Genomic DNA, 22,473 nt, shown 5'->3' on the forward strand with positions numbered 1-22,473 from the left:
ATGAGCTTTAAGCTTTAAGCTTTAGGCTCTAGGCTTCATTTAGATGCTAAACTAATTTCCCACCTCGATGGGACAACAACAACATTGTTTTAAATTTTTTAATGCATTCTAGAGTGTCTCGTATGTATGATACAAGACAGGCAATATTAACGTTTAGAGAATTGGAATCTCTTACGAGCTTTCTTCTGACCGAATTTCTTACGTTCAACCATTCTTGGGTCTCTTGTTAATAAACCTTCTGGTTTAAGGATTCCTCTGTTTTCAGCATTTACTTCACACATAACGCGTGCCAATGCCATTCTTACAGCTTCTGCCTGACCATTTGTACCACCTCCGTAAACGTTTACTTTTACGTCAAAGTTTGATGCGTTTTCTGTCATAGACATTGGCTGTAAAACTTTGTACTGTAATGTAGCAGTTGGGAAATAAGTTGCAAATTCTTTTTTGTTTACAGTGATAACTCCTGTTCCTTCAGAAACATAAACACGTGCAACAGCGGTTTTTCTTCTACCGATTTTGTGAATAACTCCCATTACTTAAGATCGTTTAGGTTAACAGTTCTAGGTTTTTGAGCTCCTTGTTTGTGCTCAGGACCCACAACAACATTTAAATTTCTAAAAAGTTCTGCTCCTAATTTGTTTTTAGGCAACATACCTTTTACAGCTTTCTCTACTAATAATGCAGGGTTTTTTGCTTGCATTACTTTAGCAGTTAAACTTCTTTGTCCTCCAGGGTAGCCAGTGTGACGGATGTATGTTTTTTCATCCAATTTGTTACCTGTAAGGTTGATTTTTTCTGAGTTGATAACAATTACGTTATCTCCACAGTCTACGTGTGGTGTATAACTTGGCTTGTACTTGCCTCTCAAAATCATAGCGACTTTAGTAGCAAGACGTCCTAAGTTATGACCCTCAGCGTCTACAACAATCCATTCTTTTGTAGAGTTGGCTTTTGTTGCTGAAATTGTCTTGTAGCTTAATGCGTTCACAATAATATATTTTAATTAAACATTCCATCCCCAATAAAGGGGTTGCAAAAGTACAATTAATTATTTTAAAACCAAATAGCTTAATTAATTATTTTTTTTGAGAGTTAGTCCTGATAATCAAATGTATATTTAATAAAATTGAATTTTATTTTATTTGTGTTTTATTCTTTTGTAATAATTTAGAATAATATTTTTTTGATGTAGCAAATTTTTTGTAATTTTCCGTCTTAATTGAACTAAATACATGCTTTTTTTCATATTTTCAGTAGAAATATCGCTGTGTATTGTTAATTATGAAGAATTTTATTTTTAAGACTATTTAAAATACCTCAAATACCACTCTCCCAATGAAAGCAAAAGCAACATTAAAACAAATTGCAAAAGAACTTAATGTTTCGGTATCAACAGTCTCGAAGGCGCTAAATGATAGTCCTGAAATTAGCGAACAAACCAAGGTTAGAATTAAGGAATATGCCAAATTAAAAAATTATAAGCCCAATGTTATTGGTTTAAATTTAAAGAACAGAAAAACTAAAACAATTGGGGTTATTATACCTAATATATTAAACTCTTTTTTTGCCAAAGTTTTCAGCGGTATTGAAAAAGTAGCTGATGAGAGAGGTTATAATGTTATTATGTGTATTTCTAATGAGTCCTTGGATAAAGAGGCACATACTATGGAAATGCTGAGTAATGGAACAATAGATGGTTTTGTATTGTCTATTTCTGAGGAAGCTCAAAAGCTGCATGATTACAGTCATTTTAATTCTATAATAAATGACGGAACTCCTATTGTAATGTTTGATAGAACTACTGACGAGGTAGAATGTGATAAAGTTATTGTCGATGATTTTGATTCGGGTCAAAATGCGACCCAGCATTTAATTGATTTAGGATGTAAAAATATTGCATTAATTTCCTCTTCAAATAATTTAAGTGTTGGTAAATTAAGGGCTGAAGGTTATTTAAAAGCATTGGAATTAAATAATATAGCAATCAATGAAAATATTATTATCCGGACTGAATCCGAATCTGAACATGATCTGGTTGAAAAAATTAATGAACTGTATTCTAATAATCTAGTAGATGGAGTTTTTGCTTTGGAAGAAAGCGATTCGGTAGCAGCTTTAAAAGTTGGAGTAAAGAAAGGATATAAAATTCCTAAGGATTTGAAAATTATAGGTTTTGCTGATGGAATTCTCGCTTCCAGAAGATTATCACCTAGTTTAACAACTGTAAGCCAGCATGGAATTGAGATTGGTGAAGAAGCTGTAAGGCTGCTAATTGACAGATTGGAATCTAAAGATGAGCATAAACCTTTTGAAACCGTTGTCATCAAAACAAAATTAAAGGAAAGAGAATCTACTAAATAATACTAAAAGCCATTCAGAAATATAATGAATGGTTTTTTTATGTTTTTTTGGCAATAAAAGTTTTTAGTTTTTCATTAATGATTGCAATAAATCTATCGTGGCAGAACAGTAAAACCTCCCAATTGGTAAAACTTTATTTTTAATAGTTACGGAACGGCTATTGAATTGAGTTACTTTTTTCAAAGGAATCAAAAACGAACGATGAATTCGGTAAAACAATCCCTCGGGTAATTTTTCAATCATTTCTGTAATGGATTGATGGGTTTTAAAGCAATCGCTTTCGGTATAAATGAGTAAGTAATTACCTTGGGATTCAAAATAGTCTATCTCATTAAGATATAATTTGAGTGTTTTTCTTTCGCATTTGACGAATATAAAAGGTTGTTCTGTTTCGGCTTGTGCCAAGTGTTCAAATTGCTGGTTTGTTTTTTGAATTTTACAGTATTTGTGTATTGCTTTTGAAAATCGTTCGAATGAAATAGGTTTCAATAAATAATCAATCGCTTCCAATTCGAATCCTTCTACCGCATGTTGGGGATTGGCAGTTGTGAAAATAATTCCGATATCTTTTGGTAACGATTTTGCAAATTCAATTCCCGATTTTCCGGGTAAATTAATGTCCAAAAAGAGCAAATCTATTTTTTGGGTTTTCAAAAGATTCAGAGCATTGTTTGTACTCATGAATTTGCCTTTCAAATCCAAAAAGTCAAATTTGGCGATATGCATCTCAAGCAATATCGATGCTGGAAGTTCGTCTTCTATGATAATGCAATTGATTCTAGTGGGTGTCATTTATTTTTATTTTTAAAGAAACAAAAAAGGAATCAACTTTATTTTTAATGGTCAAAATATGCTGATCCGGATAAAGCAACTCCAAACGCCTTTTTACGTTAGTGATCCCAACACCGCTGTATGGGTTTTCTAAGTTTTTATTTTTAGAAAAGTCATCAGGGACACTATTTTCAATTTTAATTACCAGCCATTCTTCCGAAGCTGTAATCGAAATGGTAATCCAAGCCGCGGAATTGGCATCATCCAAACCATATTTAAAACTGTTTTCAATAAAAGGAAGGATCAAGAACGGTTCGATAACCTGATTTTCCATAATTCCACTGGTGCTGAAACTAAGTTCGAGCCGATTGTCAAACCGTAATTGCTGTAACTCAATATAGTTTTTTAAATACTCAATTTCTTTTTCCAGAGGGATGTATTTGGTATTTACCTCATAAACGGAATAACGCAGAAAATCAGAAATCTTAAGAACAATATCTGCCGAATCATCCGATTTGCTGAGGATTTTCGAATACAAACTATTGAGTACATTAAATAAAAAATGTGGGTGGAATTGGTTTCTCAATGAAAACAATTCGGCTTGCAGTTTCTCGGAAATACTTAATTGAACTTTGTTTTTAGCTTCGGCAAGGTAATAGACAAGTTTTATGACCAAAGGGATAGTGACAACAAATTGTAATTTAATGACATTATAAAGGAACACAGGTGCCGATAATAATGGTTCTGATTTCCATTCAGTCAAATAATAGGCAATAATGATGTAGTTGTCGATTAACCTTTGGATGAAGGCAAAGAAAAGAATCGAAAAGATGTAAGTTAAAATGAACAAGGCCTTTTTTTTTCGGAAAAATAACTTAGGCATTGCTACTTCTACAATAAGCAGGACAAATAAAATTTTAGGGAAAACGCTGTAACATTCATTATATAATGCTCTCTGAAAATCATGTGTCGGTAAACCCTGGATTAAACTAAATAGCAAGATATATCCCAGCCAATAGTAAATATGCATTTTTATTTTTTGAGATGTGTTTTCCGGATATATAGCTAGATCATTCATGCCTAATCTGTTTTCTGAAATGTAAAGCTAAGGGTTTTGTTTTAGAATCAAAATCGATCTGTTGCAGAAAACGATTTTCTTATTTAAATGGCACAAAAGCTTTCGATTGTTGTTTGCAATACAAATCATGTTGTTTGAATAAGTGTCTTTTTGATAGCCGAAAAGTGAAATATCTTTCGCAGACTATTAAAAAACATAAACAACTATTATGAAAAAAACTGCTTTAATTTTAATGCTGGTCTTTGGTTTTTCTTTGGCCGTAAATGCCAAAAATACCGAAGTCTATCCAACAAATTGGTGGGTAGGAATGAAGACCAATTCCATTCAATTACTTATTCGAAGTACAGACGATTCTTTTACCTCGGATAAAGTAACTATCAATTATCCCGGAATAACCGTAACAAACACTTATTCTTTTCCAAACCAAAAATATATTGCCATAGATATTGTCATAGCACCAGAAGCTGTTGCCGGCGATGTAATTATCGAATTGAATCAAAAAGGATGGAAGCAAAAAATAAAATGGCCTCTTTATAACCGCAGACCAGGTAATGGAACTCAGTATGCACAAGGAGTGACTTCCAGCGATTTTATCGATTTAATTATGGTGGACCGGTTTAGTAATGGTGATCCAAAGAACGATCGCGTAAAAGGAATGCGAGACCAATCACTTAATCGAAACGAAATGTACGATCGTCATGGTGGAGATTTGCAAGGAGTGATTAATAATCTGGATTATATTCAAGGACTTGGTGTTACTACTTTATGGTTTACTCCTGTTATGGAAAATGATATGGAAAAAAGAACTGAACACGGTTATGCTATTACCAATCATTATAAAATTGATAAAAGATATGGAGGTGATGCTTTGTACGAGAAATTGAGTGACCAATTACACAAAAGAGGCATGAAACTCATTTTTGACGCGGTTTACAATCATATTGGTTCTTTCCATTTTTTAGAATTGGATCCGCCTGCGAATGATTGGGTACACCGCTGGCCAACTTATACGCAAACCAATTACAGAGAAATTCCTTTGTTCGACCCGTATGGCACCAAATCGGATAAAAAAAGAATGAGCAACGGCTGGTTTGATAAGATAATGCCGGACATCAACCAAGACAATCCGTTTATGGCCAATTTCATCATCCAAAACTGTATCTGGCATATTGAGAAGTTTGGTATAGACGGCGTTCGTTTGGATACTTACACTTACAATGATTTGAATTTTGCCAATCGTTGCAACAAAGCGATTATGGATGAGTTCCCTAAAATCAGCATTTTTGGAGAAATCATGGTTCACGGTGTGGCCAATCAGGCGTATTTTGAGCAAAACAATATGGATGTGAGTTTCAAAAGCAACCTGCCTTCGGTGGTGGATTTTCAAGCATTGTATTACGGAATCATTCCCGCTTTGACAGAACCTTTTGGATGGAAAGAAGGGGTGAATAGATTGTACTATACGTTAAGTAGTGATTACCTAAGCAAAAACCCGATGCAAAAAGTATTATTGCTGGATAATCATGATGAACCTCGCTTTTTCTCATTGGTTGGGGAGAATGTAGAGAAGCAAAAAATGGGCTTCCAATGGTTGTTGACCTGCAGGGGAATTCCACAATTGTATTATGGTTCCGAAGTTTTGATGAAAGGATTCAAAGCTCCTGATGGTCTGGTGCGAGCTGATTTTCCCGGAGGCTGGAAAGAAGATACCAAAAACGCTTTTACAGGAAAAGGATTGACCGATGATGAAAAATCAACACAGGATTTGGTTCGTAAATTGGCTAATTACAGAAAAACTTCCTCGGCGATCAAAACCGGAAAAATGATGCATTATGTGCCTGTTGACGGGCTGTATGTCTATTTCAGATACGATGAAAACCAAACGATAATGTGCGTGATGAATACAAGTGATTCGCCAAAAGAAATTGATTTTCAAAAATATGACGAAAGAACGGCTGGTTTCGCTTCCGCAAAAAATGTTCTGACCGGTGAAGTTCTGAGAACATCAGAGAAAACTACTATTCCTGGAACTAAAATGTGGGTTCTGGAATTGAGCAAATAGAAAGCGACCAACCTTTTTTTGTACTAAAAATATATCTTTGATTTAACCTATTTAATTTTCAACGGATTGCTAACTATAAAACCAACTATAATGAAGCCACCCTATTTATTAGCCTTAACACTACTTCTTTTTGGAATAAACACTCCTGCTGTTTTTGGGCAACAGGAAAAATCAACAGTAAATGTATTTCAAAACCGTGTGTTTAAAGGTGAAAATTACAAACCTTTGGGTAATTTGAAATGGGCTTTCAAGACCGACGGAAAAATATTTTCCTCACCAATTGTAAATGAGGGAACAGTGTATATAGGCAGCGGTGATGGAAATTTGTATGCGATTAATGAAAAGACAGGACAAACAAAATGGAAATTTAAAACCGGAGGGGCAGTACACAGCTCTCCGGCTATTTTCAACAACACCGTATATGTGGGCAGTTTCGATGGTTATTATTATGGCGTTGATACCAAAACAGGTCAGATGAAATGGAAATTCAAAACCGGAGGTGAAAAATGGTCCGGGGAAATAGGTTTCCTTGGATTGAAACCCGCTGATAAATATATGGATGATTTGTGGGACTTCTTTTTGTCATCGCCAGTCATCAATTCTGATAAACAAAATCCGACTGTTTTCTTCGGAAGCAGTGACGGTAATGTGTATGCGCTCAACGCCAATACAGGTGAACTGAAGTGGAAGTTTGCTGCGAAAGAATCAATTCACAGCAGTCCGGTTCTGTATAAAAACACACTTTACATCGGTAGTTGGGATGCTAATTTATACGCCATTGACATCACAACCGGAAAAGAGCGCTGGAAATTTGAAACACAAACGAAAGTCGGTTTCAAAGGAATTTTATCCAGTGTGGTTGTTGCCAATGATATGGTTTATTTTGGGGCGCGTGATCCTTTTTTATTTGCTTTAAATGCCGAAACCGGAAAACTGGTTTGGAAGTATGATGCCGCTTATTCCTGGATACTCGGTTCGGCTGTTGTTGCCGATAATGTTGTGTATGTGGGGACTTCAGATACTTATGAGTTGCTTGGAATTGATGCCAAAACAGGTAAGGAATTGTTTAAGTTTAAAGGCAATGGCTATATGTACGGTTCTCCTGCTATAGCTGGAAATACAGCTTACTTTGGAGATTTTACAGGAAATTTTTTCGCGGTGAACACAAAATCTTTGGGCAAGGAATGGAATAGTTTCTGTACCGAAAGCCGAAAGAAGTTTGCTCCGGAAACATTAAAAAATGATCTTCTTGATTTTCCTTATGCTGTCAAAGAAGGAGATATTTCCAATTATGATACTAATAAAGCGGTGATGGATCAGTTTTATAAATTGGGATCCATTGTTTCTTCTCCTTTTGTGGCTAATAACACTGTTTATTTTGGCAGTGCCGATGGGAATTGTTATGCCATCGGCTTGCTTACGAAATAACAATCAGACACATCAGATTACAAATTAATTTGGCATAAATAAAATAGTATGATTATTCAGCAAATACGGTTTTTGTTGGTATTCTTATTCGCTTTTTATTTCTGTTCAGGGCAGGATATGCCCAAAAATGAAAAGAGAATTTATACCACAAAACCATTAGAAAATAATAAAGCTCCAATAATTGACGGGCTTTTGACGGATGTCAGTTGGGATATTGTAGATTGGCAAACAGATTTTATAGAGAATCTCCCCGATGAAAACACAGCTCCAACAGAGCAAACCAAATTTAAAATTGTGTACGATTCGAAGTTCTTGTATGTGGCTTTCAAATGTTATGATAAAGAACCTGATAAAATTGTAAAACGATTGTCGAGACGTGATGGTTTTGATGGTGATTTTGTTGAAGTTAATATCGATAGTTATCATGATAAACGTACCGGATTTTCATTTACAATTTCGGCATCAGGGGTGAAAAGTGATGAGTTTATTGCCGACAACGGTAATAATTGGGACGCAAGCTGGAACCCGATCTGGTATGTAAAAACCAATATTGATACTGAAGGCTGGACTGCCGAAATGAAAATTCCGTTGAGCCAGTTGAAATTCAGCGCCAGCGAGAATCAAGTTTGGGGTTTTCAGGCAACACGTCGGTATTTTAGAAAACAGGAACGTTCCGTTTGGCAGCGTATTCCTGCCGATGCTCCGGGATGGGTAAGTGAATTTGGGAATTTGCAGGGTTTGATTAACTTGAAACCCCAAAAACAACTTGAAATCCAGCCTTATTTCCTGACACAGTATGATACTTATAAACAGGAACCCGGCAATCCGTTTCGGGAAGGGCAGGAATTTAATTTGAATGCTGGGCTTGACGCCAAAATCGGAATTACAAATGACTTGACTTTGGACTTGACCATCAACCCTGATTTTGGCCAGGTTGAAGCTGATCCGGCCGTAATTGCTTTGGATGGTTTTCAGGTATTTCTTCAGGAGAAGCGACCTTTTTTTATCGAAAACAAAAACATTTTCGATTATAATTTTGGAAACAATGAAGACAATTTGTTTTATTCCAGACGAATCGGAAGAAGTCCTCAGGGGATCATTGCCAGCCAAAAAGAGGACTTTGTCAAGCGACCGCAAAATTCTACCATTTTGGGAGCAGGGAAATTCAGCGGTAAAACCAAGAACGGTTGGTCTTTGGGGATTTTGGAAAGTGTAACTGCTGACGAATTTGCAAAAATTGACAATGGCACAGAACGAAAAGAGGTGCTGGTAGAACCACTTACCAATTATTTTGTGGGGCGTGCCCAAAAAGATTTCAATGATCGGAATAGTTTTTTAGGAGCAATTGTAACGGCAACCAATAGAAACACTGATGAGCCACAATTCACTTTTTTGCATGAATCGGCTTATTCAGGAGGACTTGATTTTAAGCACAATTGGAAGGACAGAAAATATTTTGTGGCTGGAAACATTGTAGGCAGTCATATTACTGGATCCAAAGAATCCATTACGAATACTCAAAAAGAAATGACGCATTTGTTTCAAAGAGTTGATGCCAATTATGTTTCGGTGGACAGTGATCGTACTTCATTGACCGGAACAGGAGGGAAGATCGAGGCGGGCAAAGCTTCTGATGGACATTGGAGATATAATGCCAGTCTGACCTGGCGATCACCGGAATTGGAACTGAATGACATTGGTTTTCTTCGTCAGGCCGATGAAATCAGGCAAACCTTATTTGTTAGTTATCAATCCTTAAAACCTTTTGGCGTTTTCAGAAGCGGAATGGTGCGTTTTGAGCCTTTTGTTACTTATGATTTTGGAGGTTTTCATAACCGTACTTATTATGATCTTTTGGGAAAAGGAGAGTTCAATAATTATTGGTGGGCCAACATTGGATTTTCATACAAACCGAGAATTTATAACAATGCGTATTTGCAGGGCGGACCAAAATTCAGATTTTCGGACGAATTTGTGAGCTATAATACTTTTGGTACCGATACCCGAAAAAAGCTTCGCTTTCAGGCTGGAGTGTTTTTTGCACAAGGAAAAAATAATTCGTTTTCATATAAAGAATTGGATCCGAGTATTACGTATCAACCGACTAATTCATTGTCAATTACTTTAAATCCAAATTTCAATGTCAATCAAAGCAAGACTCAGTACGTTACCCAATCTCCTTTTGAAGGAGGAATGCGGTACATCACGGCCAATATGGATCAGCAGACGATCAGTGCATCGTTGAGGTTGAATTACAATATTAACCCAAATTTTACTATCCAGTACTACGGACAGCCTTTTGCTTCAACGGGAAAATATTCGAAGTTTAACTATGTTACAAATCCAAGGGCATCTTATTATCAGGATCGGACGATTAGTTATGGTGCAAATCAAATTTCTTTTGACAGCAATACCAATCTTTATAGTGTGGATGAAAATCAAAACGGAACTACTGATTATTCTTTCTTGAATCCTGATTTTTCATTTGTTCAGTTTCGTTCCAATTTGGTTTTGCGCTGGGAATACATTCCCGGCTCCGAAATTTATTTGGTTTGGTCTCAGGGAACAAATGGTTCAGGTAGCCCTGTAGATGATTTGTTTGTCAATATGGATACCCAGATTTTAGGCAAACAGCCTCAGAATACATTTATATTAAAAGCAACTTACCGCTTTTTGTTATGATTGAAAACGATGATTATTTACGAATTTAAAAGATACTATTATGTTTAAAAAAGCTATTCCGTTTCTGTTAATGTTTCTTCCGATGTGTTTGTTTTCACAATCTGAAGCTATAGATAAATCAATGGAATATTTGTCGAAAAATAAAATGTCGCCTCAGGAATACATTGCATCAAAATTTGCAACCAAAGATATTATCCTTTTGTCCGAAGAACACAGGGTTAAGGAAAATCTAGAGTTGGTAAAAAGCCTGATTCCTGTTTTGTATAAAAAAGGTGTATATACCATCGGAATGGAATTTGGCGCAAGCGAAAACCAGAAAACGTTGGACTCCTTAATTTTAGCACCGGAATACAATGAAGATTTGGCTCGGAAACTAATGTTCAATTACAATTCGGGGTGGGTTTTTAAAGGTTATACAGATTTATATAAAGAGGTTTGGTCGTTTAATAAATCATTGTCCAAATCGGCGAAGAAATTCCGTATTTTAAATTTAAGCTACCGATACAATTGGTCTTCTTTTTCGGGCTACCGGACTCCGGAGAAGATGAAAAAAGTTTTCTACAAAGGAAATACCGAAGCCTATCGATTTGGTATTGTTGAGAAAGAAATTATAGCAAAGCAGGAAAAAATTTTGATACTTACAGGAGATATTCATGCTTTTACAAAATATAAATTCCCAGTATATGATTTTGTTGGTGAAGATTTTGTCCGATTAGAAAATGGTTATTTTGGAAATCTTTTATATGCCAAATATCCGCAGAAAGTTTACACGATTTTGTTGCATAAACCTTTTATGAATCTTCCCGATACCAAACCGAATTTGGTTTCTCCTGCAAATGGAGTTATTGAAGCCATAATGCAAAAACTAAATAACGAAGCAGTGGGATTTGATTTGGTTAACACGCCTTTGGGCAAATTGCGGGATGATAGTTATTATTCTTTGGGACATAAAAACTTTGCATTGGAAGATATTGGGGATGGATATGTTTTTTTAAAACCAATAAAAGAACTTACGGGTTGCGATATTGACATTGCTTTTCTGAGCGAAAAGAATTGGGAACAAGCTCTGGAGAATGTAGCCGATCCGGATTGGCGTCCAAGACCTGCAAGTCTGGAAGAATATTGGAAACAGATTTTGGAGTATGCCGATGTTCCAAAAAAATATTCTGAAGTTGATAAAAACTAGTATTCGTTATTGTTGGGTAAAAATGTAAAAAACGTCTCATTTTCTTTAACGAGACGGTTTTTTTATATCTTTAATAAATCAATCTATACAACTGAACACTGTCAGCTAAAATCAATGCGCTTCCAGCCAATTCCTGCCCATTCCAATTTCAACATCCAGCGGAACATCCATTTTGAAGGCATTTTCCATTTCGTGTTTAATCATCGGCTGTATTTTTTCGAGTTCTGAATTGTGAACATCGAACACAAGCTCATCATGTACCTGCAGTAACATTTTGGATTTCCAGTTTTCTGAAACTAATTTTTTATGGATATTAATCATTGCAATTTTGATAATATCGGCAGCAGAACCCTGAATCGGAGCGTTTACGGCATTTCGTTCGGCACCGCTTTTGACCATCATATTGGCCGAATTGATATCTTTTAAATAACGTCTTCTTCCTAAAACCGTTTGTACATAACCTTTTTCTCTGGCAAAATCCACCTGATTAGACATGTACGATTTGAGTTTTGGATAAGTCGAATAATACGCATCAATCAGTTCGGCGCTTTCTTTTCGTGAAAGCGATGTCTGATTGCTTAACCCAAAGGCAGAAACCCCATAGATAATTCCAAAATTGACAGTTTTGGCATTGCTTCGCTGTTCTTTGGTTACTTCTTCTAATGGCACATTGAATACTTTTGCAGCTGTACTTTTGTGAATGTCTTCGTTGTTTTGGAATGCTTTAATCATATTTTCTTCGCCAGATAAAGCAGCAATAATTCGCAGTTCTATCTGAGAGTAATCCGCAGAAACCAAAGTGTGGTTTTCATCACGTGCAATAAATGCTTTTCGGATCAATCGACCTCTTTCGGTACGTATTGGAATGTTTTGCAGGTTGGGATTATTAGAACTCAAACGTCCCGTTGCAGCAACAGTCTGCATATAATCGGTGTGAACGCGTCCAGTTTTTTTATCAACCTGATTTGGCAAAGCGTCAATATAAGTGCTTTGCAGTTTTACCATCTGGCGCCATTCGAGAATATCGCGGACAATTTCGTTATCATTGGCCAAATACGATAAAACTTCTTCGCCTGTAGCGTATTGACCTGTTTTGGTTTTCTTCTGTTTCGCACCGCCAATTTTTAATTTTTCGAATAAAATGTCGCCTAATTGTTTTGGTGAAGCCAGATTGAATTTCTCACCGGCAGTTTCATATATTTTTTGTTCCAATGCATTGCTTTCGGCAGCCATGTCAATTGACATCGATTGTAAAAAAGGAACGTCAAGGTTAATTCCTTCCAATTCCATTGCGGCCAAAACTGGTATTAACGGAATTTCGATTTCGTCAAATAGTTTTTTGGTTTCTGCTTTGTCCAGGATAGGACTGAAATTCTGCTTTAATTGATAGGTAATATCAGCATCTTCTGCAGCGTATTCTTTGATGTCTTCCAATGGTACTTCACGCATTGATTTTTGTCCCTTGCCTTTTTTGCCAATTAAATCTTCGATGGATTTTGGTGAATATTTTAAATAGGTTTCAGATAATACATCCATATTATGGCGCATATCAGGATTAATCAAATAGTGGGCAATCATCGTATCGAACAGCTTTCCTTTGATCTGAACACCATAATTCGAAAGAATCTTCAAATCGTATTTGACGTTCTGTCCAATTTTTTCGATGGCTTCATTTTCAAAAAAAGGCTTGAATTTATCAACTAAAGTCTGAGCTTCTTCCTGGCTCTCCGGAAAAGGAACGTAAAATGCTTTTCCTTTTTCATAAGAGAATGACATCCCGACTAATTCGGCATTCAAAGCATCAATTCCTGTAGTTTCGGTATCGAAACATACGGAAGTCTGCTGAAGTAAATTTTGTAACAGCAGTTTTACAGCAAAATCACCTTGTATGATTTGGTAAAAATGTTCGGTATTTTCAAGAGTTGCATAGAACGAACTGTGTTGTGCTTCGCTAGTTTCTTCTTCGGAAAATCCAAATAAATCGAATTGTTCTTCGTTGGATTTTTTTGCTGGCGTTTTTTTGGCAGCTGGTGTTTCTGGATTTGTACTTTCTTCTTCGGCAGATGGATTATACAATTTGTCGAACTGTGCTTTCATCTGGCGGAATTCCAGTTCCTGAAACAGAGCATCGGTTTTTTCAACATCTGGTTGGGATAATTCATACTCTGTCTCGTTGAAAGTTACAGGACAGTCGAGCAGGATAGTTGCCAGTTTTTTAGATAATAATCCCAACTCAGCATTGGCTTCGATTTTTTCTTTTATGGCACCTTTTAGTTGATGTGTGTTGGCTAAAAGATTTTCCATTGAACCGTATTCTTTCAAAAATTTCTTGGCTGTTTTTTCTCCTACTCCTGGCAGGCCGGGGATATTATCGGCAGCGTCGCCCATCATTCCCAAGAAATCAATCACTTGTTCTGGCCGTTCGATTTCAAATTTTTCCAAAACTTCTGGAACTCCCCAAATTTCGATTCCGTTACCCATTCTTGCGGGCTTGTACATAAAAATATTTTCGGAAACCAATTGTGCAAAATCCTTATCGGGGGTTACCATAAAAACCTGATAATTTTGTTTTTCGGCCTGTTTGGCAATAGTTCCAATCAAATCATCGGCTTCAAAACCAGGGACTTCAATAATTGGAATATGCATTGCTTTTAGTAACTCGCATATATAAGGTATGGCAATTTTTATGGCTTCGGGAGTTTCGTCACGGTGCGCTTTGTATTCCTGATACATTTCGTAGCGGTAAGTGCTTCCGCCTTTGTCAAAAGCTACTGCTAAATGATCAGGTTTTTCTCTTTTGATAACATCCATCAAGGCATTCATGAATCCCATGATGGCCGATGTGTCCATTCCCTTAGAGTTGATTCTTGGGTTTTTTATAAAGGCAAAGTAACCACGGAATATCAAGGCGTAGGCATCGAGCAGATAAAGACGTTTTTGTGACATAAAAATAAATTTTGAGGCGTAAAAATAAACAATTGATTTTTAAAACTAATTTGTTTATTCAATATAATTCCGTTAACAATACGGTGAATGGGTTTTGATGTTATGTCAAATTCTTTGTTATTGTCCTTGCTGCTGTGAATGGAAGGAATGAAATTGCTTTGATAATGATTAATTGAGGAAATGAAGCAGCGATTATTTAGTAACTATAAATTATTTAGTTATTTGAAAATGGCAATCATATATTTACATGCTTTTTTGCGTTAAAATTATGATAATATAAATCTTTAACATTTCCAATAGTTGTTACTTTGTTTAAAATTGTATAAATAATGATCTTACGTTTGTTTTTTTTAGGGGTTGTTCTTTTTGTTATTGAACTTTATGCCTATCAGGCTATTAAAACATTGATAAAATTGAAATGGGTTCTCATTTCTTATCAACTGATTAGCCTTTTGGTTTTTGTCTTTATCCTTTATTCTTTCACTCAATTTGACCGTTCAGTTGGACAGACAAAGCAGACCATGTTCACCATGGGTTTACTGCTGGTGGTGTATCTTCCAAAAATAGTGATGGCTATAGTTCTTTTAGGAGAAGATGTTTTTCGACTGGCTGAAGGATCCATAAAATATTTTATTGATAATAATTCCAAAGCCGCTTTTTTGCCATCAAGACGAAAATTTATCAGCCAAGTTGGCTTAGGACTTGCAGCGGTGCCTTTTATTTCTCTGATATATGGAATTTTTGAAGGGAAATATAATTATAAGGTGATAAAACAGCCTATATATTTTGCAGATTTACCCGATGCTTTTAATGGTTTTACAATAACCCATATATCGGATGTGCATAGTGGAAGTTTTGATAACCCAGAAAAAATCAGTCATGCCATTGATTTGATAAATGAACAGCATTCGGATTTAATATTGTTTACTGGCGATATTGTAAATACGCATGCCAAAGAAATGTATCCCTGGATTGAAACGTTCAATAAAATCAAGGAACATAAATATGGTAAATATTCAGTTTTAGGAAATCATGATTATGGCGAATATGTTACCTGGCCATCGCAGGCGGCCAAGAATGAGAATTTTGAAAACATTAAAAAATTATATGGCCAGATTGGTTTTTCATTATTGTTAAATGAGCACACTTTTGTAGAAAAAGATGGGGCTAGAATTGCTATAGTGGGAGTGGAAAATTGGGGGCATAATTTTAAGCAGGCTGGGGATTTGAATAAGGCATCGCAGCATTTGACCAAAGAAGATTTTAAAATATTGATGAGCCATGATCCAAGCCATTGGGATCAAATAGTACAGCATGATGATAAACATTTTCAGTTAACACTGTCTGGCCATACGCATGGAATGCAATTTGGCGTAGAAATACCAGGTTATTTTAAATGGAGTCTGGCTCAATATGTCTATAAGCAATGGGCGGGACTATATGAAAACATTGGCAGGTTCGTTTATGTAAACAGAGGATTTGGATTTCATGCTTACCCTGGCAGAGTTGGAATTATGCCCGAGATTACAGTTATTCAACTAATAAAGGGCGAAAAATTAGCATAATTAGTTTAAAATGCTAAATTTGTAAACTAATATCTCTTTTTGAAACTAATAAAAATTTAATATTTTGGTTTTATGTCAAAATTTGGAGAACTTATAAACGTACAAGTTCCAGTGCTAATAGACTTTTACACAGACTGGAACGAGCCATCGCTTTCGATGCATCCTGTTATAAAAGATGTTGCGGCTGCACTTGGAGATAAAGTAAAAGTGATCATGATCGATGTAGATAAAAATCCAGAATTAGCAGATGCTTTGCGAATAAAAGGTTTGCCAACTCTTATGATTTATAAGGAAGGTATGATGATTTGGAGACAGTCTGGAGAATTAGATGCCAATACCTTAATTGGTATTGTTCAGGAACAGTTATAGTTTAAAATAATTTCTTCTTTTTTTACTATCGGATTACTTCAAATATAAAGTCTCTGTTTTTAAGTGTCTGTAAGGTGCGAGGCAATACGTATTCTAGATTTTTGTAGCCCTTTACACTGTCGTGAAAAATAATTATACTTCCTGAAACTACATTTTTGAGTACATTTTCGAGACATTTTTCAGGTGTTATGCTTTGATCAAAATCGGCACTGAGAACGTCCCACATAATTATTTTATATCCTGATTTTCGCAGTTTTTTCGATTGCGATGTTTTTATTTTACCATAAGGCGGGCGGAATAGCCTGCTGTTTTCAGGATTAAGATTATTGATTGCATCTTGGCATAGCGCAATGTTTTTTAGATAATCATCTGTTTTTGTTGTCCATCCATTAAAATGATTAAAAGTGTGATTTCCTATTGCATGCCCTTCATCAATTACTTTTTTGAATAAGTCTGGATTGCTGTCAATATTTTTGCCAATGCAGAAAAAGGTTGCTTTTGCTTTATGTTTTTTTAATTCTTCCAGAACCCATTGTGTTACATCCGGAGTTGGACCATCATCAAAAGTCAGATAGATTTTATTTTCTGTATTAGGAAAATCCCAAATATAATTTGAGAATATTCTTTTTATAAATACATTCGTCTTGATCCAATAGGGCTTCATAGCAGGCAATATTTAAATTCTGGACAAGTGTGTCGTTTAAGATTGTTTCAAGGATATTCTGATCTGGATTAAAGGCATTTGATAATTCAATAGTACAATTAAATTCAATTTTGAGCAAAAAAAATGTAGTGCTTTTTTGAGACACTACATTTTAATTGTTTTGAATTTATGTCAAAATGTTTATTCTTTTTTGCGTCCAAATCGGGCAAATATTTCTATATAGGTATTGAAGGTTTTTTTGCTGGAATTATAAAATTCGACATCTTTGCTTTCTTGCATGACAGTAAGCAGGCTTCTGTATCTTTCGAGATCAGTTATTATTTCTATACTCACATCCGATTGTTCAGAAGGGATTAATTTGGCGTAATAATTTAGGTTTTCGTGATATTTATTTATCAATTTTTTGAGTAAATCATGCGCTTTTTCTTTTTCACCCACATCATAATAACCTTTAGCAAATGGCTCAACTAATGAGTAGTAGCCAAATTTGTCCAAAGGCATTTTTTGCATAGCTAATTCAATAACTTTTTTCGCCTTGTCTATTTTTCCTTCGGCGATGAGCTGATTCATTAGTCTGGATAGATTCATGCGGTAGGTAAGGCTTTCTCTGCGTGTTTCCGGGTCATGGTATATTTTATCGCTATCACTATTGCCCCAGTCCCATGCCATTACTTTGGCATACATATTATCGGTATCAATTCGTCCCATTTCCATTTGTCCAGAATCTTCTGGCAACGCTGTTTTTATTGGAACTAATTTATAAACCATGCCTTCCAGCTGAAGATATTCTTTCATCCATAAATAATCTTCAGGGTCAAATGCGCCTCCACTAAAATAAACAGGTCTTTTCCAGTTATTGTTTTTAATAAGGTCTAGCATCATCAATCTGTTTTTATAAATAGCACTTCCTTTTATGTCAATGTCTATGTATGGAACAATAGAATCATATAGTTTTGGATTGATTACCTTGTTTTTTATAATATTAGCTTTGTCTATTGGTATTCTTATTTTATTGGTGGGATAGAAGTGTATAGTTTGTCCATTCTCCATCTCTACTGTAGATCTTGGGTCTTTTATAAATGTGATAAAAGCATTTAAGTCCCAACGGCTTTCTGTTTTTGGAATATGTGCTACATAATCCAATTTGTCTCCTACATATTCATCATGGGTAAACGAAATTGGGAGTGCATTCGATTCGTATGCTTTTCTCTTCATCTGATCGATGTACCAATCTGTCATGAATAAGCTTGTGTTTACTATTTTAATGTCAGTACGGATGCCTTCTATCTCTTGAGCATACCATAAAGGGAATGTGTCATTGTCTCCAATAGTGAATAAAATAGCGTTTTTATCACAGGATTCTAAATAAGCTTTGGCCATCGCCGTAGCTGTATATTTTCCAGAGCGATCGTGATCATCCCAGTTTTGGTACGCCATCAATAGTGGCGCAGCGAGTAATGATGCCCCTATAATGGCTGGGCCTGCAATTTTTGGAGAAAGATATTTTTGAAAACTTTCGTAAAGTGAATATACACCAAAACCAATCCAGATAGCAAACACATAAAATGATCCAACTAAGGCATAATCTCTTTCTCGTGGTTCGAATGGTCTTTCGTTTAGATAGATTTTTAATGCAATACCCATAAAAAGGAAAAGAGCTAATAATACATAAAAACTTTTTCTGTCTTTGCTTGCATGATGCATGATTCCAATTAACCCTAATATAAAAGGCAGGAAGAAATACACGTTTCTGCCTTTGTTGTTTAATGCATCAGAAGGTAAATTATCCTGAGAAATAATATGCATATTGTCAACGAATGGAATACCGCTTATCCAGTTTCCATCAAGATAATCGTATCTTCCTTGCTCGTCGTTTTGTCTTCCAACAAAATTCCACATTAAATATCTCCAATACATATAGCCAAACTGGTATTCAAACATAAAGCTGAAATTATCTGCTGTAGTTGGCTTTTCTATAATCAGATAATCTTTGTAGTGTTTAAGGAAAGCTACATAGCCATCATTATCAATCTGTTTCTGAGCATATGCTTGTCTGAATTCGCTAACTGTTTTTTCAGTTTCATTTCTTAATTGTGCAATAGCTTTATTATAGTCTTCTTCAGTTAATTTTTCTGGATCCAGTCCGTATTTTACCAAATCATCTTCATAAGGATAATTGGGATTTATTCTAAAGGCTGGTGGATGTGTAAAATTGATGTAATTTTCAATATGGTCAGGGCTCCACATTCTTGGCAATATGGTTTTTTGGCTGTCATCCGAATTTTGTTCTGCATTTATATAATTGTTTACAATAACATATTTGCCAGTTTTGTAATCTCTCTCGTAATTGGGAGCTTTGTCAAGATATGGTGTTTCGGGATCCAATCCGGTAAAAGACTCTGTGTATTGCGGACCATAAAATAATGGATTAACTCCGTATTGCTCTCTGTTATAATATGCTAAAACTTCGGCAGCATCAGAAGGTTTGTTTTCATTGATGACAGTTTCAGAATTGGCACGGATCGGAAGCATCAGCCATGTTGAGAATCCGATAAGAATAAAAAGGATGCATAATATTAATGTATTGTAATGTATTAATCCTTTCTTTCGCGTATAATTCAATCCAAAATAAAAGAAAGCTATTAAGAGCAAGGTTACAAAAATTGTTCCTGAATTAAAAGGCAATCCTAGGGAGTTAACCATGAAAACTTCAGTTTTACCAAAGAATGCCATTGTTAACGGCAATAATAATTTAAATATGAAAAGTAAAACAGAGACTACTACAATATTGGCAATTATAAAATTTTTGACAGTTACTACCTTATAGTTCTTAAAAAAGTATAAAAATCCAATTGCAGGAATAGTCAGTAAAGCCATAAAGTGAACCCCAAATGACAAGCCAACTACTAATGAAATCAATAACAGCCATTTGTGGCCTCTAGGGGTGTCCATATCCTGTTCCCAACGCAGACCTAGCCATAACAGTAAAGAAATTAAGAAGCTGGCCATTGCATAAACTTCGGCTTCTACAGCATTAAACCAAAAACTATCAGAGAATGTATAGGCAAGTGAGCCTACCAATGAACTCCCAAGTATAACAAAGGAATTGCTGTCAGTGATTTCGCTATATTGGCTTATAATTTTTTTTAAAATTATTGTCGAGGACCAAAACATAAATAATATGGTAAAAGCACTCGAAAAAACCGAAGTCATGTTAACCATCAAAGCAATATGTTCTTTGTCTAGTGCAAACATGGCGAAGAAAGCACCAATCATTTGGAATAAAGGAGCTCCTGGAGGGTGTCCAACTTCTAGTTTTGCAGCAGTGGCAATATATTCCCCGCAATCCCAAAAGCTCATTGTGGGTTCAACAGTAAGGGTATAAGTTATTAGTGCGATTGAAAAGGCAAACCAACCTGTAATGGTATTCCATTTGTTGAAATTGAATGATGTCATATACTTGTCTTCTGTTTTTTTTATGTGTTTTAAAAAGTGTTACAAAGAAAATGTTTTTTTTATAAAGTGAAGTTGCATTATTATAATTTTATGGAAAATAATCAAAAGTGCAAATGCTTTGTTTTTCAATTAATTAATAAGAAAGTGATTTTTAAAAATGATTTTTTTGATTTTTTTTTGAATAAAAAGCTGAAAAAAGTTTGCACAACTAGGAATTTGTTCTAAATTTGCACTCGCTAAGCAGAAATGTTAGCAAGTTTGCTGGTCTATGGTGTAATGGTAACACAACTGTTTTTGGTGCAGTCTTTCTAGGTTCGAGTCCTAGTAGACCAACATAAAAAGCCTCTCAATTGAGAGGCTTTTTTTATGAAATAATTTTTTTTTAAAAGGGAGTTTCTCAAAACTGATGAACTCCCTCTTTTTTATATTATACTCTAAAGGTTAATACCGGTTTGGAGGAATGGTTTACTAGATCCTCGGAAATGCTTCCTGTAAAGAAATGATTTAATGCGGTTCTTCCATGTGTGCAAAAAGCAATTATGTCTCCGTTGTTTTCGTTTGAGTAGTTTATAATGCCTTTTTCAATATTGCTTTCATTATATATTTCAAAAGAGTATTCTGGCATGTCAAATTCGGAAACGAAATCTGCCACAATCTTACGGGCTGCCGAAGTGCTTTTGAAGCTGTTTGGTGTGCAGATCATTACCAGGTTCAGTTTTGATCCAAACAGTTTAGTGAATTCTATAACTTTCTTAAAAGGTTTTTTGATTTCATCTGAAAAATCTGAAGCAAAAATAATATTTGATGCATTGAAGCTGTCTGATTTATTTTTGATTACCAAAACGGGAACTTCTGATTGTCTTACTACTTTTTCAGTATTTGAACCCACTAGAATTTCGTTGATTCCTGTAGAGCCATGAGATCCCATTATGATTAAGTCTAAATCGTTGTTTTGTTTAACGTAATTGTTGATCCCTTTATATGCGCCATCAAGTCTTACCACTTCAGTGACTTTTATTCCAGCTAAATAAGGTCGGGTTTTTATGCTTTTTAGTGTTTCGTCTGCTTTGCGTTTAAAAAGCATGATTTCAGGTATGCTCGTTTCGCCAGAAATTGCGTCATTCAGATGTGTAGGCAATTCCAGCATATGAATCAAGATGATTTCACTATTGTGCTGTTTTGCAATTTGTGCACCAACTTCTATAGCTTCATCAGCATATTTTGAAAAATCAGTTGGGATAAGAATTTTTTTCATGGTAGGTTAAGTTTGTTACTTTTTTAATAAAAGTGTTTTTAAAATTTAATTGAAAGATATAAATTTTTTTTAATACTAATCAATTTTTTTGATTTATAAAAAAAGACTATATTTGCATCGTTATTTATTAATATACTAGATAATGAGGCACGCATAGCGTGCCTCTTTTTATAAAGATTATGACATTTAAAGAGAAAGTAAAGCAGGTAGTAGAAGAGGCTCTTCTGGAAAAACCATCTATTTTTTTAATTGACTTGACTATAACGGATAGTTTTAAAATTAGTATTGGGATTGATGGGGATAATGGTGTGATCTTGCAGGACTGTATTGATGTAAGTCGTGCTGTTGAAGGAAACTTGGATAGGGAAGAACAGGATTTCTCCTTGGAAGTTGCTTCGGTAGGAGTTGGTTCACCATTAAAACTGGTAAGACAGTATAAAAAGAATATTGGCAGAACTTTAATCGTTAAAACCAATAATGAAAATATTGAAGCAGAATTAGTTGAAGCTAATGATCTTTTTATAATTTTGTCTTGGAAAGCCAGAGAAGCCAAAAAAGTAGGCAAGGGAAAAGAGACGGTTCAAAAAGAATTGCAGATACCTTACGCTGATATTAAAGAAGCAGTTGTTACAGTAACATTTTAATTTAAA

At 35.2% G+C, this 22,473-nt stretch carries 16 protein-coding genes and 1 tRNA gene; 9 read left to right on the forward strand and 8 right to left on the reverse strand.

Going from position 1 to position 22,473, the window contains the following annotated elements:
- Positions 1-146: 146 nt before the first annotated feature.
- Together rpsI and rplM are read right to left on the reverse strand one after the other, a co-directional pair.
- The gene (gene rpsI, locus ABEG11_RS02210) at positions 147-533 is read right to left on the reverse strand and encodes a 30S ribosomal protein S9 (protein ID WP_348822571.1); all 387 of its coding nucleotides are present in this window, start codon (positions 531-533) and stop codon (positions 147-149) included.
- On the reverse strand, positions 533-988 hold the full coding sequence (gene rplM / locus ABEG11_RS02215) for a 50S ribosomal protein L13 (protein ID WP_348822572.1): 456 nt from the start codon (positions 986-988) through the stop codon (positions 533-535). Before rplM ends, rpsI begins: the two co-directional genes overlap by 1 nt.
- A gap of 347 nt (positions 989-1,335) precedes the next feature.
- Between rplM and ABEG11_RS02220 the strand changes: the two genes are divergently transcribed.
- Positions 1,336-2,361: a LacI family DNA-binding transcriptional regulator gene (locus ABEG11_RS02220; protein ID WP_348822573.1), complete on the forward strand. Its 1,026-nt coding sequence runs from the start codon at positions 1,336-1,338 to the stop codon at positions 2,359-2,361.
- 63 nt (positions 2,362-2,424) lie between these two features.
- Here the strand turns inward: ABEG11_RS02220 and ABEG11_RS02225 are convergent, their stop codons facing one another.
- Both ABEG11_RS02225 and ABEG11_RS02230 read right to left on the reverse strand, forming a co-directional pair.
- Positions 2,425-3,153, reverse strand: a complete 729-nt coding sequence (locus ABEG11_RS02225; RefSeq protein WP_348822574.1) for a LytR/AlgR family response regulator transcription factor — start codon at positions 3,151-3,153, stop codon at positions 2,425-2,427.
- A complete protein-coding gene (locus tag ABEG11_RS02230; RefSeq protein WP_348822575.1) occupies positions 3,140-4,210 on the reverse strand; it encodes a sensor histidine kinase in 1,071 nt (356 codons plus the stop codon). Before ABEG11_RS02230 ends, ABEG11_RS02225 begins: the two co-directional genes overlap by 14 nt.
- A 208-nt stretch (positions 4,211-4,418) precedes the next feature.
- On the opposite strand from ABEG11_RS02230, the gene ABEG11_RS02235 reads away from it, so the two are divergent.
- From ABEG11_RS02235 to ABEG11_RS02250, 4 genes are all read left to right on the forward strand, one after another.
- Positions 4,419-6,272, forward strand: coding sequence for an alpha-amylase family glycosyl hydrolase (locus tag ABEG11_RS02235; RefSeq protein WP_348822576.1), 1,854 nt, complete (start codon positions 4,419-4,421; stop codon positions 6,270-6,272).
- A gap of 90 nt (positions 6,273-6,362) precedes the next feature.
- A complete protein-coding gene (locus tag ABEG11_RS02240) occupies positions 6,363-7,700 on the forward strand; it encodes an outer membrane protein assembly factor BamB family protein (RefSeq protein ID WP_348822577.1) in 1,338 nt (445 codons plus the stop codon).
- A 48-nt stretch (positions 7,701-7,748) separates the two neighbouring features.
- Entirely contained in the window at positions 7,749-10,382 is a 2,634-nt protein-coding gene (locus ABEG11_RS02245) for a DUF5916 domain-containing protein (protein WP_348822578.1), read from the forward strand.
- A gap of 40 nt (positions 10,383-10,422) precedes the next feature.
- A complete protein-coding gene (locus tag ABEG11_RS02250; RefSeq protein WP_348822579.1) occupies positions 10,423-11,568 on the forward strand; it encodes a hypothetical protein in 1,146 nt (381 codons plus the stop codon).
- Between the two features lie 111 nt (positions 11,569-11,679).
- On the opposite strand, the gene polA is transcribed toward ABEG11_RS02250, so the two are convergent.
- Entirely contained in the window at positions 11,680-14,514 is a 2,835-nt protein-coding gene (gene polA / locus ABEG11_RS02255; protein WP_348822580.1) for a DNA polymerase I, read from the reverse strand.
- 329 nt (positions 14,515-14,843) lie between these two features.
- Here polA and ABEG11_RS02260 point away from each other — a divergent pair, with 329 nt between their 5' ends.
- The gene (locus ABEG11_RS02260; protein WP_348822581.1) at positions 14,844-16,079 is read left to right on the forward strand and encodes a metallophosphoesterase; all 1,236 of its coding nucleotides are present in this window, start codon (positions 14,844-14,846) and stop codon (positions 16,077-16,079) included.
- A 72-nt stretch (positions 16,080-16,151) separates the two neighbouring features.
- Positions 16,152-16,448 carry a thioredoxin family protein gene (locus ABEG11_RS02265; protein WP_348822582.1) on the forward strand — a complete coding sequence of 99 codons (297 nt, stop codon included), beginning with the start codon at positions 16,152-16,154 and terminating at the stop codon, positions 16,446-16,448.
- 25 nt (positions 16,449-16,473) lie between these two features.
- Here the strand turns inward: ABEG11_RS02265 and ABEG11_RS02270 are convergent, their stop codons facing one another.
- Together ABEG11_RS02270 and ABEG11_RS02275 are read right to left on the reverse strand one after the other, a co-directional pair.
- Positions 16,474-17,112 (reverse strand): polysaccharide deacetylase family protein, encoded by a 639-nt coding sequence (locus ABEG11_RS02270; RefSeq protein ID WP_348822583.1) that lies wholly within the window; start codon positions 17,110-17,112, stop codon positions 16,474-16,476.
- Between the two features lie 180 nt (positions 17,113-17,292).
- Positions 17,293-20,568, reverse strand: a complete 3,276-nt coding sequence (locus ABEG11_RS02275; RefSeq protein WP_348822584.1) for a glycosyltransferase family 117 protein — start codon at positions 20,566-20,568, stop codon at positions 17,293-17,295.
- A 262-nt stretch (positions 20,569-20,830) separates the two neighbouring features.
- On the opposite strand from ABEG11_RS02275, the gene ABEG11_RS02280 reads away from it, so the two are divergent.
- Positions 20,831-20,901: transfer RNA gene (locus tag ABEG11_RS02280), tRNA-Gln, on the forward strand.
- A 94-nt stretch (positions 20,902-20,995) separates the two neighbouring features.
- Here ABEG11_RS02280 and ABEG11_RS02285 read toward each other — a convergent pair.
- Complete coding sequence (locus tag ABEG11_RS02285) at positions 20,996-21,823, reverse strand: universal stress protein (RefSeq protein ID WP_348822585.1); 828 nt, start codon at positions 21,821-21,823, stop codon at positions 20,996-20,998.
- Between the two features lie 179 nt (positions 21,824-22,002).
- Here ABEG11_RS02285 and rimP point away from each other — a divergent pair, with 179 nt between their 5' ends.
- Positions 22,003-22,467 carry a ribosome assembly cofactor RimP gene (gene rimP, locus ABEG11_RS02290; protein WP_348822586.1) on the forward strand — a complete coding sequence of 155 codons (465 nt, stop codon included), beginning with the start codon at positions 22,003-22,005 and terminating at the stop codon, positions 22,465-22,467.
- Positions 22,468-22,473: the final 6 nt, after the last annotated feature.

Origin of the sequence: Flavobacterium aestuarii (assembly GCF_040049115.1) — a bacterium.
Lineage (GTDB): Bacteria > Bacteroidota > Bacteroidia > Flavobacteriales > Flavobacteriaceae > Flavobacterium > Flavobacterium aestuarii.

Coding starts and splice junctions, on each gene's coding strand:
- rpsI (WP_348822571.1), bottom strand. CDS start 533: ATGGGAGTTATTCACAAAATCGGTAGAAGAAAAACCGCTGTTGCACGT.
- ABEG11_RS02220 (WP_348822573.1), top strand. CDS start 1,336: ATGAAAGCAAAAGCAACATTAAAACAAATTGCAAAAGAACTTAATGTT.
- ABEG11_RS02225 (WP_348822574.1), bottom strand. CDS start 3,153: ATGACACCCACTAGAATCAATTGCATTATCATAGAAGACGAACTTCCA.
- ABEG11_RS02230 (WP_348822575.1), bottom strand. CDS start 4,210: ATGAATGATCTAGCTATATATCCGGAAAACACATCTCAAAAAATAAAA.
- ABEG11_RS02235 (WP_348822576.1), top strand. CDS start 4,419: ATGAAAAAAACTGCTTTAATTTTAATGCTGGTCTTTGGTTTTTCTTTG.
- ABEG11_RS02240 (WP_348822577.1), top strand. CDS start 6,363: ATGAAGCCACCCTATTTATTAGCCTTAACACTACTTCTTTTTGGAATA.
- ABEG11_RS02245 (WP_348822578.1), top strand. CDS start 7,749: ATGATTATTCAGCAAATACGGTTTTTGTTGGTATTCTTATTCGCTTTT.
- ABEG11_RS02250 (WP_348822579.1), top strand. CDS start 10,423: ATGTTTAAAAAAGCTATTCCGTTTCTGTTAATGTTTCTTCCGATGTGT.
- polA (WP_348822580.1), bottom strand. CDS start 14,514: ATGTCACAAAAACGTCTTTATCTGCTCGATGCCTACGCCTTGATATTC.
- ABEG11_RS02260 (WP_348822581.1), top strand. CDS start 14,844: ATGATCTTACGTTTGTTTTTTTTAGGGGTTGTTCTTTTTGTTATTGAA.
- ABEG11_RS02265 (WP_348822582.1), top strand. CDS start 16,152: ATGTCAAAATTTGGAGAACTTATAAACGTACAAGTTCCAGTGCTAATA.
- ABEG11_RS02270 (WP_348822583.1), bottom strand. CDS start 17,112: ATGAAGCCCTATTGGATCAAGACGAATGTATTTATAAAAAGAATATTC.
- ABEG11_RS02275 (WP_348822584.1), bottom strand. CDS start 20,568: ATGACATCATTCAATTTCAACAAATGGAATACCATTACAGGTTGGTTT.
- ABEG11_RS02285 (WP_348822585.1), bottom strand. CDS start 21,823: ATGAAAAAAATTCTTATCCCAACTGATTTTTCAAAATATGCTGATGAA.
- rimP (WP_348822586.1), top strand. CDS start 22,003: ATGACATTTAAAGAGAAAGTAAAGCAGGTAGTAGAAGAGGCTCTTCTG.